Raw genomic sequence first — 17,372 nt, 5'->3', positions numbered from 1 at the left:
CGGGGGTCGTTATGTATGCTTTAACCCAGGGCCGAATCTACACCGGCCATGAAATTCTGGATGACCATGCGCTGGTCATCGCCAATGGTCTGATTGAACGCCTTTGTCCGCTGGCTGAGCTGCCAACAGGAATTGAACAACGCTCGCTGAATGGTGCCATCCTTGCCCCCGGTTTTATCGACGTGCAGCTCAACGGCTGTGGCGGCGTACAGTTTAACGACACCGCAGAAGCCGTTAGCGTAAAAACGCTGGAAATCATGCAGCAGGCGAATGAACGCTCCGGCTGTACCAGCTACCTGCCAACGCTGATTACCACCAGTGATGAATTAATGAAACAGGGCGTGCAGGTAATGCGCGATTACCTGGCTAAATACCCGAATCAGGCGCTGGGCCTTCATCTGGAAGGACCGTGGCTGAATATTGTTAAAAAAGGCACGCATAACCCGGAATTCGTGCGTAAACCGGATCCGGCATTAGTCGACTTCCTGTGCCAGAACGCGGATGTGATCACCAAAGTGACGCTGGCCCCGGAAATGGCGGGCACCGAGGTGATTCGCCAGTTAGCTGACGCAGGCATTGTTGTTTCAGCTGGTCACTCCAATGCCACGCTGAAAGAAGCAAAAGCGGGTTTCCGCGCCGGGATCACGTTCGCCACACATTTATATAATGCCATGCCATACATTACCGGCCGTGAACCCGGTCTGGCAGGCGCGGTGCTTGATGACACAGACGTTTACTGCGGCGTGATTGCAGACGGCCTGCATGTCGATTACGTTAATATCCGTAATGCTAAGCGCTTGAAAGGCGACAAACTTTGCCTGGTGACTGACGCGACTGCGCCAGCCGGGGCGAATATTGAGCAGTTCATTTTTGCTGGCAAAACAATATACTACCGTAATGGACTGTGCGTGGACGAAAACGGAACGCTGAGCGGTTCCTCCCTGACGATGATCGAAGGGGTGCGAAATCTGGTGGAGCATGTCGGCATTGCGCTGGATGAAGCGCTGCGTATGGCAACCCTCTACCCCGCTCGCGCCATTGGCGTTGACGAAAAGCTGGGAAGTCTCGCCGCGGGGAAAGTGGCGAACCTGACGGCGTTCACGCGCGATTATAAAATCATTAAGACCATCGTTAATGGCAACGAGGTCGTCACTGCATAAAGAGACAGTATGACATCAGGCGGACAAGCTCAAATTGGTAACGTTGACCTCGTAAAGCAGCTTAACAGCGCGGCGGTTTACCGCCTGATTGACCAACATGGCCCCATTTCGCGCATTCAGATTGCCGAACAAAGCCAGCTTGCTCCTGCCAGCGTGACAAAAATCACGCGCCAGCTCATCGAACGCGGGCTGATCAAAGAAGTCGATCAGCAGGCCTCCACCGGGGGCCGCCGCGCTATCTCCATTGTTACCGAAACCCGCAGTTTCCAGGCTATCGGCGTGCGCCTCGGGCGTTATGACACCACGCTGACCTTGTACGATTTGAGCAGCAAAGTGCTGGCGGAAGAGCATTACCCGCTGCCCGAACGTACCCAAGAAACACTGGAACACGCGCTGCTTAACACCATCAGCCACTTTATTGAAACCAGCCAACGCAAGATCCGCGAGCTGATCGCGATTTCCGTCATTCTGCCGGGTCTGGTAGACCCGGAAAGCGGTGTGATTCGCTATATGCCGCACATTCAGGTAGAAAACTGGGCGCTGGTGGAAGCCCTGGAAGAGCGCTTCAAATTGACCTGCTTTGTCGGGCATGACATTCGCAGCCTGGCGCTGGCAGAGCACTATTTTGGGGCAAGCCAGGATTGTGAAGACTCCATTCTGGTGCGCGTGCACCGCGGGACAGGCGCCGGGATTATCTCTAACGGGCGTATTTTTATTGGCCGTAACGGCAACGTCGGCGAAATTGGACACGTGCAAGTCGAACCGCTGGGCGAACGCTGCCACTGCGGCAACTTTGGCTGTCTGGAAACTATCGCCGCCAATGCCGCAATAGAACACCGCGTTCGTCACCTGCTGGAACAGGGCTACCAGAGCCGCCTGACGCTGGAAGATTGCTCTATCAAAACCATCTGCAAAGCCGCCAACAAAGGCGATGCGCTGGCCTGTGAAGTTATTGAATATGTTGGACGCCATCTGGGCAAAACTATCGCTATTGCCATAAACCTGTTCAACCCGCAGAAAGTGGTGATCGCCGGGGAAATTGTCGAAGCGGAAAAAGTGCTGCTCCCGGCTATTGAGGCGTGCATTAACACCCAGGCGCTCAAAGCGTTTCGTAAAAACTTGCCCGTGGTGCCTTCCGCGCTGGATCACCGCTCGGCGATCGGCGCGTTTGCGCTGGTGAAACGCGCTATGCTGAACGGTCTGCTGCTGCAACGCTTGCTGGAAAACTGACAGCGTCTATCGTTAATACTTATTTTTTATCCGGACAGTCCATGACCATTCAGAATGTAATCTGTGATATTGACGGCGTGCTGATGCACGACAACGTTGCCGTACCGGGTGCTGCGGAGTTCATCTCCCGCATCCTTGAAAAAGGCATGCCGCTGGTATTACTGACCAACTACCCTTCGCAAACGGGCCAGGATCTGGCTAACCGCTTTGTTTCCGCAGGAATCGATGTACCTGCCAGCGTCTTCTATACCTCGGCGATGGCCACCGCTGATTTTCTTAAGCGCCAGGAAGGGAAAAAAGCTTATGTGGTGGGCGAAGGCGCACTGATCCACGAGCTTTACAAAGCTGGTTTCACCATTACCGATATCAACCCCGATTTTGTCATTGTTGGCGAGACCCGCTCCTATAACTGGGAAATGATGCATAAAGCGGCGTTCTTCGTGGCGAACGGCGCGCGCTTTATCGCCACCAACCCGGACACCCACGGGCGCGGCTATTATCCAGCCTGCGGTGCATTGTGCGCTGGTATCGAAAAAATTTCCGGGCGCAAACCGTTCTATGTTGGCAAACCCAGCCCGTGGATTATCCGCGCGGCACTGAATACCATGCAGGCGCACTCTGAACAGACGGTGATTGTGGGCGATAACCTGCGTACCGACATTCTGGCGGGCTTTCAGGCCGGGCTTGAAACCATTCTGGTGCTCTCCGGCGTGTCGCGCATCGATGATATCGACAGTATGCCGTTTCGCCCGTCGTGGATTTATCCATCGGTCGCGGAAATCGACGTTATTTAAACTTCACCACGCCTTCGGGCGTGGTTTTTTATTTTCATCCCTGTCAAAAAGAACGCCATTCAATAAAAAGCGCAATATTTTGATGATTCATCAATAACAGCGTCCTATACATACTCTTTTTTCAGCATTCAATAATCATCATTGCACTTTTTACTTTCAGCGCGGTAAAAGGCTTGCGCCCTGCCCCTTTTTTGCGGCATTTTGACTGCAAGCACACAACATTACAGCTTTGCACTCAAGGTTAACGGAGAAGTCTATGTGTTCAATTTTTGGCGTACTGGATATTAAAACCGACGCGGTCGAATTACGTAAAAAAGCGCTGGAATTATCCCGACTGATGCGCCACCGTGGCCCGGACTGGTCCGGTGTTTATGCAAGTGATAAAGCCATTCTGGCGCATGAACGTCTCTCTATTGTCGACGTTAACGCCGGTGCACAGCCGCTCTACAACGAGAAGAAAACACATGCGCTGGCGGTGAACGGTGAAATTTATAACCACCAGGCGCTGCGCGCAGAATATGGCGACCGTTACGCATTCCAGACCGGTTCCGACTGTGAAGTGATCCTCGCGCTGTATCAGGAAAAAGGGCCGGAATTCCTCGACGATCTGCAAGGCATGTTTGCTTTCGCGCTGTACGACAGTGAAAAAGATGCTTATCTGATTGGTCGCGACCATATTGGCATCATTCCGCTGTATATGGGGCACGACGAACACGGCAACCTGTACGTAGCGTCAGAAATGAAAGCACTGGTGCCGGTTTGCCGCACCATTAAAGAGTTCCCGGCGGGCAGCTATCTGTGGAGCAAAGACGGTGAAATCCGCTCTTATTATCAGCGCGACTGGTTTGAATACGATGCAGTAAAAGACAACGTGACCGACAAGGCGGAACTGCGTCAAGCGCTGGAAGATGCGGTGAAAAGCCACCTGATGTCCGATGTGCCATACGGCGTGCTGCTGTCAGGCGGCCTGGATTCTTCGGTCATTTCCGCCATCACCAAAAAATTCGCAGCCCGTCGCGTTGAAGATCAGGAGAAATCAGAAGCCTGGTGGCCACAACTGCACTCCTTCGCCGTTGGTCTGAAAGGCGCGCCGGATCTGAAAGCGGCGCAGGAAGTCGCCAACCATCTTGGCACCGTGCACCATGAAATTCATTTCACCGTGCAGGAAGGGCTGGATGCCATTCGCGATGTGATTTACCACATTGAAACCTATGACGTGACAACGATTCGCGCCTCAACGCCGATGTATTTGATGTCGCGTAAAATCAAAGCGATGGGCATTAAAATGGTGCTCTCCGGCGAAGGTTCCGATGAAGTGTTTGGCGGCTATCTCTATTTCCATAAAGCGCCGGATGCCAAAGAGCTACACGAAGAAACCGTGCGTAAACTGCAGGCCCTGCATATGTTTGACTGCGCCCGTGCAAACAAAGCGATGTCCGCCTGGGGTGTGGAAGCGCGTGTACCGTTCCTGGATAAAAAATTCCTCGACGTGGCCATGCGTATCAACCCGGAAGACAAAATGTGCGGCAGCAACGGCAAAATGGAAAAACACATTCTGCGCGAATGTTTTGAATCCTACCTGCCAGCAAGCGTGGCATGGCGCCAGAAAGAGCAATTCTCCGACGGCGTCGGTTACAGCTGGATCGATACGCTGAAAGAAGTTGCCGCGCAGCAGGTTACGGATCAACAACTGGCAACGGCCAGCTACCGTTTCCCGTACAACACGCCAGCATCGAAAGAAGCGTATCTGTACCGCGAAATTTTTGAAGAGCTGTTCCCGCTGACAAGCGCGGCGGAATGCGTTCCTGGCGGTCCGTCTGTTGCCTGTTCATCCGCAAAAGCGTTCGAATGGGACGAAGCCTTCAAAACCATGAACGATCCGTCAGGTCGCGCGGTTGGTATTCACCAGTCAGCTTATTAATAAGTAATGGTTATTCTTACAGGCCCTGCGGGGCCTGTTGTTTTTTGTGCGCTGATTTAATGAATAAAATCTATTTTCGCCCAATAAAGCGTCATGCTGTTCGCAACCTAACCAAACAGTCACATTCCGGCAATTTTCGATGAAAAAGGTATTGACGCTGTAAGGCCCAATACGCATAATGCGCCCCGCAACGCTGATAAGGTAACGCGAAAAAAGATGGCTACGTAGCTCAGCTGGTTAGAGCACAGCACTCATAATGCTGGGGTCACAGGTTCGATTCCCGTCGTAGCCACCATCTTTTTTGCGGGAGTGGCGAAATTGGTAGACGCACCAGATTTAGGTTCTGGCGCCGCAAGGTGTGCGAGTTCAAGTCTCGCCTCCCGCACCATTCCCAGGTAAGCGTTGCACGGATGGGGTATCGCCAAGCGGTAAGGCACCGGTTTTTGATACCGGCATTCCCTGGTTCGAATCCAGGTACCCCAGCCATCTCTTCTTCGACTCCTGCGTAACGCACTAGTCGTTGGGGTATCGCCAAGCGGTAAGGCACCGGTTTTTGATACCGGCATTCCCTGGTTCGAATCCAGGTACCCCAGCCAGTCGATGACTGGGAAAGCAGTAAAACTTGGCTACGTAGCTCAGCTGGTTAGAGCACAGCACTCATAATGCTGGGGTCACAGGTTCGATTCCCGTCGTAGCCACCATATTTACGGTCTAATGTTAAAGCGTTAAGCCTGAAAAAGATTTGTTGGGGTATCGCCAAGCGGTAAGGCAGTGGATTCTGATTCCACCATCCCGAGGTTCGAATCCTCGTACCCCAGCCATCTCAAAGACGTTTGCCTTTGCGAACGCACTTTTGGGGTATCGCCAAGCGGTAAGGCAGTGGATTCTGATTCCACCATTCCGAGGTTCGAATCCTCGTACCCCAGCCAATAAAACAAAAAAGCTCGCTTCGGCGGGCTTTTTTGTTTTTATCGCCGGGTACAACCTGGCGGTGAACGTGTTAACACACGCTCACCGCCAGACGTCATAAACCTAACGCATATTTCAGCGCCTGACGTTTCAACACACCCGCGCGTTCCGCCGCCATCAAACCGATATTCCGCAGCAGACGCACCGGCCCAAGCGAGTTACTGAACCCGGCGTAAAACAGATCCATACCGCTTTGCATAATAAAGTTATCCGCCATACGTCGCATCTGATAACGCTTTAACACCGCGTGGCTGGACCAGGCTTCCGCCTGCGTACGCGCGCTGGTCAATACATCCAGCAACGCATCCACATCGCGATATCCCAGATTAACGCCCTGTCCGGCCAACGGATGAATGGTATGCGCCGCGTCCCCCACCAGCACAAGCCCTGGCCTGACATATTGCAGTGCATGGCGACGAGTCAGCGGAAAAGAGGCTGCGGCGACCGGTTTAACGGCACCTAAGCGCTCCGGGAAATGCCGGGCAATCTCCTGCTCCAGTTGCGCCATCGTCAATGTCTGTAACTGACGGATACGCGCCGGGGTGTCATACCACACCAGCGACGCCCAGTTATCGAACAGCGGTAAAAAAGCATGCGGGCCGTCAGGCGTGAAATGTTGCCAGGTGCTATCACCCGCTTCGTGTTCGCACTGAACGGTGATCAACATGCAGGATTGCTGATACTGCCAGGCGTGAATGCCAATCCCCGCCGCTTGCCGTACCCAGGAATTCGCGCCATCGGCCCCTACCACCAGCTTTGCCGTTAACGAGTCCCCATCCGCAAACATTAATTGCTGACATTCATTGTTTGCCTGAAGCGCGGTTAATTCTTTAGCCGTAAGCAGCGTTACCTGCGGCTGCGCCTGTAACGCCTCCCACAGCGCACGCTGGAGCACTGTGTTTTCCACCATATAACCAAGCAGCGGCAACTTCAGCTCGCGAGCGTCGAACACCACATGCGCACTTTCCCACTCCCAGGTTTCCAGTTGCCGATAAGGGTGACAGCGCATGGCCTGAATGCTCTCCCAGACACCCAACCCGCGCAGTAAGGCCACCGATGCGGCACTGATTGCCGAAATGCGTACGTCCGGCTGTGCCGCTGCATCAAACTCTGCTGGCTCCTGTTTTTCAATCACGGTCACGGCAAAACCATGTTGCGCCAGCCCCAGTGCCAGTGCTCCGCCGACCATTCCGCCGCCGACGATGGCAACTTCAGTGGATTGATTTGTCATGGCTACTTGTCCTTAAACGATAATCCATCAAGTTTACCGGATTTTTTACCCCTTGAGGCTGACAACCGTCATACTGGTCAGCACGCGACCAAAGCATTACAATACGCGGCCTGCAATCCTGGCTGATACCCGTCATACTCAGCGTATACGAACTTAAGCAAGAGCAAGTCGATGACAAAAAAACTCCACATAAAAACCTGGGGCTGTCAGATGAACGAATACGATTCATCGAAGATGGCCGATCTGCTGGATGCCACTCACGGCTATCAACTGACCGAGGTGGCGGAAGAAGCGGATGTGCTGCTGCTTAATACCTGCTCAATCCGTGAAAAGGCTCAGGAAAAAGTCTTCCATCAGTTGGGGCGCTGGAAGCTGCTGAAAGAGAAAAACCCCGATCTGATTATCGGTGTTGGCGGCTGCGTGGCGTCTCAGGAAGGCGACCATATTCGCCAGCGCGCGCACTATGTCGACATTATTTTTGGGCCACAAACCCTGCACCGCTTGCCGGAAATGATCAATTCCGTGCGTGGCACCCGTAGCCCGGTGGTCGATATCAGCTTCCCGGAAATTGAAAAATTCGATCGCTTACCGGAACCGCGTGCCGAAGGCCCGACCGCGTTTGTATCAATAATGGAAGGCTGTAACAAATACTGCACTTACTGCGTGGTGCCTTATACCCGTGGTGAAGAAGTCAGCCGCCCTGCCGACGATATCCTGTTTGAAATCGCGCAACTGGCGGCCCAGGGCGTACGCGAAGTGAACCTGCTTGGTCAGAACGTGAATGCCTGGCGTGGTGAAAACTACGATGGCAGCATCGGCACCTTTGCTGAATTGCTGCGCCTGGTCGCCGCTATTGATGGCATCGATCGCATCCGTTTCACCACCAGCCACCCGATTGAGTTCACCGATGACATTATTGATGTCTATCGCGACACGCCGGAGCTGGTGAGCTTCCTGCATCTGCCGGTGCAAAGTGGTTCTGACCGCATACTGAATCTGATGAGCCGCACGCATACCGCGCTGGAATACAAAGCGATTATCCGTAAGCTGCGCGAGGCGCGCCCGGACATTCAGATTAGCTCCGATTTTATCGTCGGCTTCCCCGGTGAAACCACCGAAGACTTCGAAAAAACCATGAAGCTGATTGCCGATGTTAACTTCGACATGAGCTACAGCTTCATCTTCTCCGCACGTCCGGGCACACCCGCTGCCGATATGGTAGATGATGTGCCGGAAGAGGAGAAAAAACAGCGTCTTTACATTTTGCAGGAGCGTATTAACCAGCAGGCGATGGCCTGGAGCCGCCGTATGCTCGGCACGACCCAGCGCATCCTGGTAGAAGGAACTTCGCGTAAGAACATCATGGAGCTGTCTGGTCGCACCGAAAATAACCGCGTGGTGAACTTCGAAGGCAGGCCGGAGATGATCGGTAAATTTGTCGATGTGGAAATCGTCGATGTCTACCCGAACTCCCTGCGCGGCGTGCTGGTGCGTACCGAAGAAGAAATGGGTCTGCGCGTGGTGGAATCGCCACAATCTGTTATTGCCCGTACGCGTAAAGAGAACGACCTCGGCGTCGGTCTGTACCAACCGTAATACCACCGGCCTGCCGTTTCTGGCAGGCCTTGCTTTTCCCCTCGCCGACCCCAACATCTTGCGCAATGCTTGCGACTTCTTTATATGCCGTGAATAATTCCCTAATGGGCATCGCCCTCGACACATCGAAAAGAGGAACAGTTTGAATATAGATACGCGTGAAATTACCCTTGAGCCAGCGGACAACGCACGTCTGCTGAGTCTGTGCGGCCCGTTTGACGACAACATCAAACAACTGGAGCGGCGACTGGGCATCGAAATCAACCGCCGCGATAATCACTTCAAACTCACCGGACGCGAAATTTGCGTGAATGCCGCTGCCGATATTCTGCGCACCCTGTATGTCGATACCGCGCCGATGCGCGGCCAGATTCAGGATATCGAACCGGAACAGATCCACCTGGCTATCAAAGAAGCGCGCGTGCTGGAGCAGAGCGCCGAGAGCGTGCCGGAGTACGGTAAAGCTATCCATATCAAGACCAAGCGTGGCGTGATTAAACCGCGCACGCCGAACCAGGCGCAGTACGTCGCGAATATGCTCGACCACGACATCACCTTCGGCGTTGGCCCGGCGGGAACCGGTAAAACTTACCTTGCGGTCGCCGCAGCGGTGGATGCACTGGAACGCCAGGAAGTACGCCGCATTCTGCTAACGCGCCCGGCAGTGGAAGCGGGTGAAAAACTCGGTTTCCTGCCCGGCGACCTCAGCCAGAAAGTCGATCCTTACCTGCGCCCGCTGTATGACGCGTTGTTTGAGATGATTGGTTTTGAACGCGTTGAAAAGCTGATTGAGCGCAACGTCATTGAAGTCGCGCCGTTAGCCTATATGCGCGGCCGTACGTTAAACGACGCGTTTATCATTCTTGATGAGAGCCAGAACACCACCATCGAACAGATGAAAATGTTCCTGACGCGTATTGGTTTTAACTCCAAAGCGGTGATTACCGGCGACGTCACGCAGATTGACCTGCCGCGCAACACCAAGTCCGGTTTGCGTCACGCCATCGAAGTGCTGGCGAACGTCGACGAAATTAGCTTTAACTTCTTCCACAGCGAAGATGTCGTGCGCCACCCGGTGGTTGCCCGCATCGTTATCGCCTATGAAGCGTGGGAAGAAGCCGAACAGAAACGTAAAGCAGAACTGGCCGCCGAGCGCAAACGCGAAGCCCAGGAGCAGGAGCAGAAATGAGTCAGGTGATCCTTGATCTACAGCTGGCGTGTGAAGATAACAGCGGCCTGCCGGAAGAAGCGCAGTTCCAGAAGTGGCTTGACGCCGTTATCCCGCAGTTTCAGAAAGAAGCGGAAGTCACCATTCGCCTGGTCGACAATGCGGAAAGCCACGAACTGAACCTGACCTACCGCGGGAAAGATAAGCCGACTAACGTGCTCTCGTTCCCGTTTGAAGCACCACCAGGCATTGAAATGCCGCTGCTTGGCGATTTGATTATCTGTCGCCAGGTCGTAGAACAGGAAGCCCAGGAGCAAGGTAAACCGCTGGATGCTCACTGGGCACATATGGTGGTGCACGGTAGTTTACACCTGCTCGGTTACGACCATATTGCAGACGATGAAGCCGAAGAGATGGAAGGGATCGAGACAGAGATAATGCTTGCTCTGGGCTATGAGGATCCGTACATTTCCGAGAAAGAGTAAGTTGGCGCGCAGATTACTGCGCGCCACTCGCAAGAAATGCCGTCCGGCGCTGAGTTTACGCGCGACGAGCGACAGATTAACCAACACGAGAACCCACACGACGCCATGAGCGACGATAACTCACACAGTAGCGACAACACCCACAATAAAAAGGGATTCTTCTCCCTTTTACTCAGCCAGCTCTTTCACGGCGAACCGAAAAACCGTGATGAACTGCTGGAACTGATCCGAGACTCCGGGCAGAACGAGCTTATCGACAACGATACGCGCGACATGCTGGAAGGGGTAATGGACATTGCGGACCAGCGCGTTCGCGACATCATGATCCCCCGTTCCCAAATGATCACCCTGAAACGCAACCAGACGCTGGACGAATGTCTCGATGTCATTATCGAGTCCGCCCACTCGCGTTTTCCGGTGATCAGCGAAGATAAAGATCACATCGAAGGGATCCTGATGGCTAAGGATTTGCTGCCCTTTATGCGCAGCGATGCCGAAGCGTTCAGCATGGAAAAAGTGTTACGCCAGGCGGTAGTGGTGCCGGAAAGCAAGCGTGTCGATCGCATGCTGAAAGAGTTCCGTTCCCAGCGCTACCATATGGCGATCGTTATTGATGAGTTCGGTGGCGTTTCCGGCCTGGTCACGATTGAAGATATTCTTGAGCTTATTGTCGGCGAAATCGAAGACGAATATGACGAAGAAGAGGATATCGATTTCCGCCAGCTTAGCCGCCACACCTGGACAGTACGCGCGCTGGCCCCGATTGAAGATTTTAACGAAACCTTCGGCACTCACTTCAGTGATGATGAAGTAGACACCATTGGAGGTCTGGTGATGCAGGCGTTCGGCCACTTGCCTGCGCGCGGGGAATCGATTGACATTGATGGTTACCAATTCAAGGTCGCTATGGCTGATAGTCGACGTATTATTCAGGTCCATGTCAGAATGCCGGATGATTCTCCGCAACCGAAACTGGATGAGTAATATAAATGGTATTTGCCGCATTGTTTGAGCGCCAGCGCATACGTCTGCTGCTGGCGTTGTTATTCGGAGCCAGCGGAACGCTGGCTTTTTCTCCTTATGACTTCTGGCCCGCCGCACTTATCTCCCTGATTGGTCTACAGGGTTTAACCCTCAATCGCCGCCCGTTACAGGCAGCCTGGATTGGCTATTTCTGGGGGCTTGGTCTGTTTGGCAGCGGCGTGCACTGGGTGTACGTCAGTATCGCCCAGTTCGGTGGCATGCCAGGCCCGGTCAATATTTTCCTCGTGGTGCTGTTGGCGGCCTATTTGTCGCTCTATACCGGGCTGTTCGCCGGTATATTGTCGCGTCTGTGGCCACATACCACCTGGCTGCGGCTGGCCGTCGCCGCGCCCGTCGTCTGGCAAATCACCGAGTTTCTGCGCGGCTGGGTGTTAACCGGTTTTCCATGGCTCCAGTTTGGCTACAGCCAGATAGATGGGCCGCTGAAAGGCCTTGCGCCGGTGCTTGGCGTTGAAGCGATCAATTTCTTACTGATGGTGGTGAGCGGTCTGGTGGTGCTGGCGGTAATGCAGCGTCGCTTGCGCCCATTGGTTATCGCCGTTGTGCTGTTCGCTCTGCCCTTCCCACTGCGTTATATCCAGTGGTATCAACTGCTGCCGGAGCGCACCACTCAGGTGTCGATGGTGCAAGGAAACATCCCACAATCGATGAAGTGGGACGAAAACCAGCTGCTCAATACGCTAAAAATCTACAGCGAAGCCAGTGAGCAGGTGATGGGTAAATCGCAGTTGATTATCTGGCCGGAGTCCGCCATTCCGGATCTGGAAATTAACCAGCAACGCTTTTTAAGCGCGATGGATAATCTGCTGCGGGCAAACAACAGTACGCTTATCACCGGGATTGTCGATTCACGTCTCAATAAGCAAAACCGTTACGATACCTACAACACCATCATTACACTCGGCAAAGACAACGCTTACAGCTACAGCTCAAGCGATCGCTACAACAAAAACCATCTGGTGCCGTTTGGCGAGTTTGTACCGCTGGAGTCGATTCTGCGTCCGCTGGCACCGTTCTTCGATTTGCCGATGTCCTCGTTCAGCCGTGGCGCTTATGTGCAACCCCCGCTGACGGCCCATGGGCTAACGCTGACGGCAGCGATCTGCTACGAAATCATCCTTGGTGAGCAGGTGCGTGATAATTTCCGTCCGGATACCGACTTCTTGCTGACCATCTCGAATGACGCGTGGTTTGGTAAATCCATCGGCCCGTGGCAGCACTTCCAGATGGCGCGGATGCGCGCGCTGGAACTCGCCCGCCCGCTGTTGCGTAGCACCAATAATGGCATTACAGCGGTCATTGGCCCGCAGGGCGAAATCCAGGCGATGATCCCGCAATTTACCCGTGAAGTGTTGACGGCGAAGGTGACGCCGACCTCAGGCCTCACGCCCTATGCCCGCACGGGCAACTGGCCGCTATGGATTATCACCGTGCTGCTGGGCTTTGGCGCCCTGGTGATGGGCTTGCGTCAGCGCCGCCGTTAATCCCTTTCCCCGCTCTTCTGCCCGGTAGCGTTCTGCTTGCCGGGCCTCCTCTCTTCGTTATGCGAAATTTACGATTAAGCCGTTTTTGGCATGCGGTTTGCTTATATCTATCAGGCAGCTATGGAATCCTTATGTGCAACTTATGTCGCACCAGCAGGAAACAACAGCAGCACCAATCTGGTGCAATGGAAGATTTTTGCCTCTAAACGGTGCGGCGCGCCTCGCAAAAATAAACAATACCGCAGCAAAATCTTTACATTAAGCCAGACTGAATGTAACAAACACACACGACACTGCACGATATTGTCGCAGAACAACAAAAACACAATACACACAATGGGTATCAATACGCGTCTCTGGCGCTGACGATAAAGGAGTCTGGATATGCAATTACGTAAACTGGCCGCCGCGATGCTGGTGATGGGACTGTCCGCCGGTCTGGTGCATGCTGAAGATGCAAAACCTGCCGACGCAGCGCCGGCTGATCAACAAGCTACACTGGCTAAAATTGCTAAAAACGGCGTTATCGTCGTCGGTCACCGCGAATCTTCCGTACCGTTCTCCTACTACGACAATGAACAAAAAGTCGTGGGTTACTCCCAGGACTACTCCAACGCTATCGTTGAAGCCGTGAAGAAAAAACTGAATAAGCCGGATCTGGCGGTGAAACTGATTCCTATCACCTCGCAAAACCGTATCCCGTTGCTGCAAAACGGCACCTTCGATTTTGAGTGTGGTTCCACCACTAATAACGTTGAACGTCAGAAGCAAGCGGCGTTCTCTGACACCATTTTCGTGGTGGGTACACGTCTGCTGACCAAAAAAGGCGGCCCGATTAAAGACTTCGCCGACCTCAAAGGCAAAGCCGTGGTGGTAACTTCTGGTACTACCTCAGAAATCCTGCTGAACAAGCTGAACGACGAGAAGAAAATGGATATGCGCATTATCAGCGCGAAAGACCATGGCGACTCGTTCCGTACGCTGGAAAGCGGCCGCGCAGTGGCCTTTATGATGGATGACGCCCTGCTGGCGGGCGAACGTGCGAAAGCGAAAAAACCGGATAACTGGGACATCGTCGGCACACCGCAATCGAAAGAAGCGTACGGCTGTATGCTGCGTAAAAACGATCCGGAGTTTAAAAAACTGATGGATGACACTATCGCTCAGCTACAGACCTCGGGTGCCGCGGAAAAATCCTTCGATAAATGGTTTAAAAACCCTATTCCGCCGAAAAACATGAACCTCAATTTCGATCTCTCTGATGATATGAAAGCGCTGTTCAAAGAACCGAATGACAAAGCTCTGAACTAATTACAACCATTAGGGGCGGGTTTACCTGCCCTCTCGATTGTCGAAGTAGCACGGACAGACTATATGTTGAGTGGTCGTTCCCCACTCAACACGAAAACTCGCTCTTCATACAATCTTCGAGGGTAGCGCTGCTACCCTTTTTTTTCCGGAGTAGATTTATGTCCATAGACTGGAACTGGGGAATATTCTTTGAACAGGCCCCGTTCGGCAACACCACCTATCTTGGCTGGCTATGGAGTGGTTTTCAGGTCACCATCGCGCTTTCCGTGACGGCCTGGATTATCGCTTTCCTGGTCGGTTCCCTGTTTGGCATCCTGCGCACCGTCCCTAACCGTTTCCTGTCCGGCATTGGCACCCTTTATGTCGAACTGTTCCGCAACGTGCCGCTGATTGTGCAGTTTTTTACCTGGTATGAAGTGGTACCTGAATTGCTGCCGGAAGATATTGGCATGTGGTACAAGTCGGAACTGGATCCGAATATCCAGTTCTTCGTCTCTTCGATGGTCTGCCTGGGGCTGTTTACCGCCGCGCGTGTTTGCGAGCAGGTACGCGCCGCGATTCAGTCGCTCCCGCGCGGGCAGAAAAACGCCGGTCTGGCGATGGGATTGACGCTGCCGCAAACCTACCGTTATGTATTGCTGCCAAACGCCTATCGCGTGATTGTGCCGCCGATGACCTCGGAGATGATGAACCTGGTGAAAAACTCGGCCATCGCCTCCACCATCGGGCTGGTCGATATGGCGGCACAAGCGAGCAAATTACTTGATTACTCGGCGCATGCGTGGGAAACCTTCACTGCCATTACTATCGCCTATGTGTTGATTAACGGCGTCATTATGCTGGTGATGAGCCTGGTTGAACGCAAAATTCGCCTGCCAGGCAATATGGGAGGCAAATAATCATGTACGAGTTTAACTGGGACTCAATTCTCCCTTCCCTGCCCTATCTGGTGGCAGGCTTGATGATGACGCTCAAGATCACGGCGATTGCCATTGTCGTCGGTATCGTCTGGGGAACGCTGCTGGCGGTAATGCGTCTGTCCACTTTCGCCCCACTGCGCTGGTTCGCCAAAAGCTACGTTAACGTGTTCCGCTCTATTCCACTGGTGATGGTGCTGCTGTGGTTTTATTTGATCGTGCCGGGCTTCCTGCAAAATGTGCTCGGCTTGTCACCCAAAACCGATATCCGCCTGATTTCCGCGATGGTGGCCTTCTCAATGTTTGAAGCGGCCTACTATTCAGAAATCATTCGCGCAGGCATCCAGAGTATCTCCCGCGGGCAGTCCAGTGCCGCGCTGGCGCTGGGTATGACGCACTGGCAGTCGATGAAACTCATCATCCTGCCGCAGGCGTTTCGCGCTATGGTTCCGCTGCTGCTCACGCAGGGCATTGTGCTGTTCCAGGACACGTCATTGGTGTATGTCCTGAGCCTCGCGGATTTCTTCCGCACGGCGACGAATATTGGCGATCGCGACGGGACTCGAGTTGAAATGATCCTGTTTGCCGGTGCTGTCTATTTTGTTATCAGTTTGAGTGCTTCGCTGTTGGTCAGCTGGCTGAAAAAAAGGACCGTCTAATGATTTCCCTGAAAAATGTTTCTAAATGGTATGGTCACTTTCAGGTGTTGACCGATTGCTCCACCGAAGTGAAAAAAGGCGAAGTAGTGGTGGTTTGCGGGCCATCCGGTTCCGGTAAATCCACGCTGATAAAAACCGTCAACGGTCTGGAACCGGTGCAGAAAGGCGAGATTGTCGTCAACGGCACCAAAGTGAATGACAAGAAAACCGATCTGGCGAAGCTGCGTTCTCACGTCGGGATGGTGTTCCAGCACTTTGAATTGTTCCCGCATTTGTCGATTATCGAAAACCTGACGCTGGCGCAGGTAAAAGTGCTGAAGCGTGATAAAGACGCAGCACGGGAAAAAGGGCTGAAACTGCTGGAGCGCGTGGGTTTATCGGCACATGCGAACAAGTTTCCGGCGCAGCTTTCTGGCGGCCAGCAGCAGCGTGTGGCGATTGCGCGTGCGCTCTGTATGGATCCGGTGGCAATGCTGTTTGATGAGCCGACTTCCGCACTCGATCCAGAGATGATCAACGAAGTGCTGGACGTGATGGTCGAGCTGGCGAACGAAGGCATGACCATGATGGTGGTGACCCACGAAATGGGCTTTGCCCGCAAAGTGGCGAACCGGGTGATCTTTATGGATGAAGGGAAAATTGTCGAGGATTCAGAGAAAGACGCTTTCTTCGATAACCCGAAATCCGAACGTGCTAAAGACTTCCTCGCAAAAATTCTGCATTAACAACCTGCGCCTGCCCACACCGGGCAGGCGCTTTTTTTGGATTACGGTTCAAACGGGCGGCGCTGGAATTGGTCATGTCCGCATTTCGGGCATAATGGCAACACATCCGGCGTGTAAACCGCCAGATGAAAGTGGCACTTCTCACAGACCAGATTCCCAAGCCCTACCACTTCGCCGCTGTGATACACGCCGTGGTGATTGAGATCCTGGAACACTTCGCGCCACTCAAGCTGGGTTTTATCGGTGATATCTGCCAGCTCCTGCCAGATACTCTCTTTAATCACTCGCATAAATACGCTGTCGGTGACTTCTTCCTGGCTTTCGCTGTAACTGAGGGCGAACTCCTCCAGATCGCGGCGAATGGCGCGCATCAGCTCGTCAACCTCCGTGCGCGTTAACTCGCCGGTCTTCGCCACGCGCAGGCGCGCTTGTTCAACCAGTGCGTCAATATCACGCTCTCCATTGCGTAAACGCTCGGTCAACGCCGCCACCAGTTCACGGTAAAAATGAGCAACCTTGTTCATCGTTTCGCCTCCCGGTTCAGTAACTCTCTCTAATGGTAGACGTTATTTCTTGCTCGCTATGCCGACTCGCCCGCACTGTCGACAAAAAAGTAGCCGCTAAAGGCTGCGGCAATTTCATTCCCGCCTCGCGGAAAGGCTGTTTTGAGAGTGGCGT

15 protein-coding genes and 7 tRNA genes are annotated in these 17,372 nt (G+C 53.5%); 20 read left to right on the top strand and 2 right to left on the bottom strand.

Annotated features, from left to right (window positions below):
- Positions 1-11: 11 nt before the first annotated feature.
- The 11 genes from nagA (at position 12) to IP581_RS06505 (ending at position 6,034) form a co-directional block, all read left to right on the top strand.
- Positions 12-1,160 carry an N-acetylglucosamine-6-phosphate deacetylase gene (gene nagA, locus IP581_RS06555; protein ID WP_193822078.1) on the top strand — a complete coding sequence of 383 codons (1,149 nt, stop codon included), beginning with the start codon at positions 12-14 and terminating at the stop codon, positions 1,158-1,160.
- Between the two features lie 9 nt (positions 1,161-1,169).
- The gene (nagC, locus tag IP581_RS06550; RefSeq protein WP_065368999.1) at positions 1,170-2,390 is read left to right on the top strand and encodes a DNA-binding transcriptional regulator NagC; all 1,221 of its coding nucleotides are present in this window, start codon (positions 1,170-1,172) and stop codon (positions 2,388-2,390) included.
- 41 nt (positions 2,391-2,431) lie between these two features.
- A complete protein-coding gene (locus IP581_RS06545; RefSeq protein ID WP_020457025.1) occupies positions 2,432-3,184 on the top strand; it encodes an HAD-IIA family hydrolase in 753 nt (250 codons plus the stop codon).
- Between the two features lie 256 nt (positions 3,185-3,440).
- On the top strand, positions 3,441-5,105 hold the full coding sequence (gene asnB / locus IP581_RS06540; protein WP_193822077.1) for an asparagine synthase B: 1,665 nt from the start codon (positions 3,441-3,443) through the stop codon (positions 5,103-5,105).
- 218 nt (positions 5,106-5,323) lie between these two features.
- Positions 5,324-5,400 (top strand) — tRNA-Met (locus IP581_RS06535).
- Between the two features lie 8 nt (positions 5,401-5,408).
- A tRNA-Leu gene (locus IP581_RS06530) sits at positions 5,409-5,493 on the top strand.
- Between the two features lie 23 nt (positions 5,494-5,516).
- Positions 5,517-5,591 (top strand) — tRNA-Gln (locus IP581_RS06525).
- A gap of 35 nt (positions 5,592-5,626) precedes the next feature.
- Positions 5,627-5,701, top strand: a tRNA-Gln gene (locus tag IP581_RS06520).
- 28 nt (positions 5,702-5,729) lie between these two features.
- A tRNA-Met gene (locus IP581_RS06515) sits at positions 5,730-5,806 on the top strand.
- 45 nt (positions 5,807-5,851) lie between these two features.
- Positions 5,852-5,926: transfer RNA gene (locus IP581_RS06510), tRNA-Gln, on the top strand.
- 33 nt (positions 5,927-5,959) lie between these two features.
- Positions 5,960-6,034: transfer RNA gene (locus IP581_RS06505), tRNA-Gln, on the top strand.
- A gap of 95 nt (positions 6,035-6,129) precedes the next feature.
- On the opposite strand, the gene ubiF is transcribed toward IP581_RS06505, so the two are convergent.
- Positions 6,130-7,305 (bottom strand): 3-demethoxyubiquinol 3-hydroxylase, encoded by a 1,176-nt coding sequence (ubiF, locus tag IP581_RS06500; protein ID WP_193822075.1) that lies wholly within the window; start codon positions 7,303-7,305, stop codon positions 6,130-6,132.
- Between the two features lie 171 nt (positions 7,306-7,476).
- On the opposite strand from ubiF, the gene miaB reads away from it, so the two are divergent.
- The 9 genes from miaB to gltL all read left to right on the top strand — a co-directional run bounded on the left by miaB (position 7,477) and on the right by gltL (position 16,694).
- On the top strand, positions 7,477-8,901 hold the full coding sequence (gene miaB, locus IP581_RS06495; protein WP_097400612.1) for a tRNA (N6-isopentenyl adenosine(37)-C2)-methylthiotransferase MiaB: 1,425 nt from the start codon (positions 7,477-7,479) through the stop codon (positions 8,899-8,901).
- A 142-nt stretch (positions 8,902-9,043) separates the two neighbouring features.
- Positions 9,044-10,090 carry a PhoH family protein gene (locus IP581_RS06490; protein ID WP_045508990.1) on the top strand — a complete coding sequence of 349 codons (1,047 nt, stop codon included), beginning with the start codon at positions 9,044-9,046 and terminating at the stop codon, positions 10,088-10,090.
- Entirely contained in the window at positions 10,087-10,554 is a 468-nt protein-coding gene (ybeY, locus tag IP581_RS06485; RefSeq protein ID WP_193822073.1) for an rRNA maturation RNase YbeY, read from the top strand. The genes IP581_RS06490 and ybeY overlap by 4 nt, the downstream gene beginning before the upstream one ends.
- A 105-nt stretch (positions 10,555-10,659) precedes the next feature.
- Positions 10,660-11,538: a CNNM family magnesium/cobalt transport protein CorC gene (gene corC, locus IP581_RS06480; protein ID WP_097400695.1), complete on the top strand. Its 879-nt coding sequence runs from the start codon at positions 10,660-10,662 to the stop codon at positions 11,536-11,538.
- A gap of 5 nt (positions 11,539-11,543) precedes the next feature.
- Positions 11,544-13,082 (top strand): apolipoprotein N-acyltransferase, encoded by a 1,539-nt coding sequence (lnt, locus tag IP581_RS06475; protein ID WP_193822071.1) that lies wholly within the window; start codon positions 11,544-11,546, stop codon positions 13,080-13,082.
- Between the two features lie 384 nt (positions 13,083-13,466).
- Positions 13,467-14,393, top strand: a complete 927-nt coding sequence (locus tag IP581_RS06470) for an amino acid ABC transporter substrate-binding protein (protein WP_017455899.1) — start codon at positions 13,467-13,469, stop codon at positions 14,391-14,393.
- 158 nt (positions 14,394-14,551) lie between these two features.
- Complete coding sequence (locus IP581_RS06465; protein ID WP_097400610.1) at positions 14,552-15,292, top strand: amino acid ABC transporter permease; 741 nt, start codon at positions 14,552-14,554, stop codon at positions 15,290-15,292.
- Between the two features lie 2 nt (positions 15,293-15,294).
- On the top strand, positions 15,295-15,969 hold the full coding sequence (gltK, locus tag IP581_RS06460; protein ID WP_097400609.1) for a glutamate/aspartate ABC transporter permease GltK: 675 nt from the start codon (positions 15,295-15,297) through the stop codon (positions 15,967-15,969).
- Positions 15,969-16,694, top strand: a complete 726-nt coding sequence (gene gltL, locus IP581_RS06455; protein ID WP_097400608.1) for a glutamate/aspartate ABC transporter ATP-binding protein GltL — start codon at positions 15,969-15,971, stop codon at positions 16,692-16,694. Before gltK ends, gltL begins: the two co-directional genes overlap by 1 nt.
- A 41-nt stretch (positions 16,695-16,735) precedes the next feature.
- On the opposite strand, the gene IP581_RS06450 is transcribed toward gltL, so the two are convergent.
- The gene (locus tag IP581_RS06450; protein WP_020457014.1) at positions 16,736-17,218 is read right to left on the bottom strand and encodes a zinc ribbon-containing protein; all 483 of its coding nucleotides are present in this window, start codon (positions 17,216-17,218) and stop codon (positions 16,736-16,738) included.
- Between the last annotated feature and the right edge of the window lie 154 nt (positions 17,219-17,372).

It is taken from the genome of Kosakonia pseudosacchari (assembly GCF_015167415.1).
Classification (GTDB): domain Bacteria; phylum Pseudomonadota; class Gammaproteobacteria; order Enterobacterales; family Enterobacteriaceae; genus Kosakonia; species Kosakonia pseudosacchari.
The sequence above is the reverse complement of the archived record's forward strand: the minus strand, read 5'-3'. Positions and strand labels throughout refer to the sequence as shown.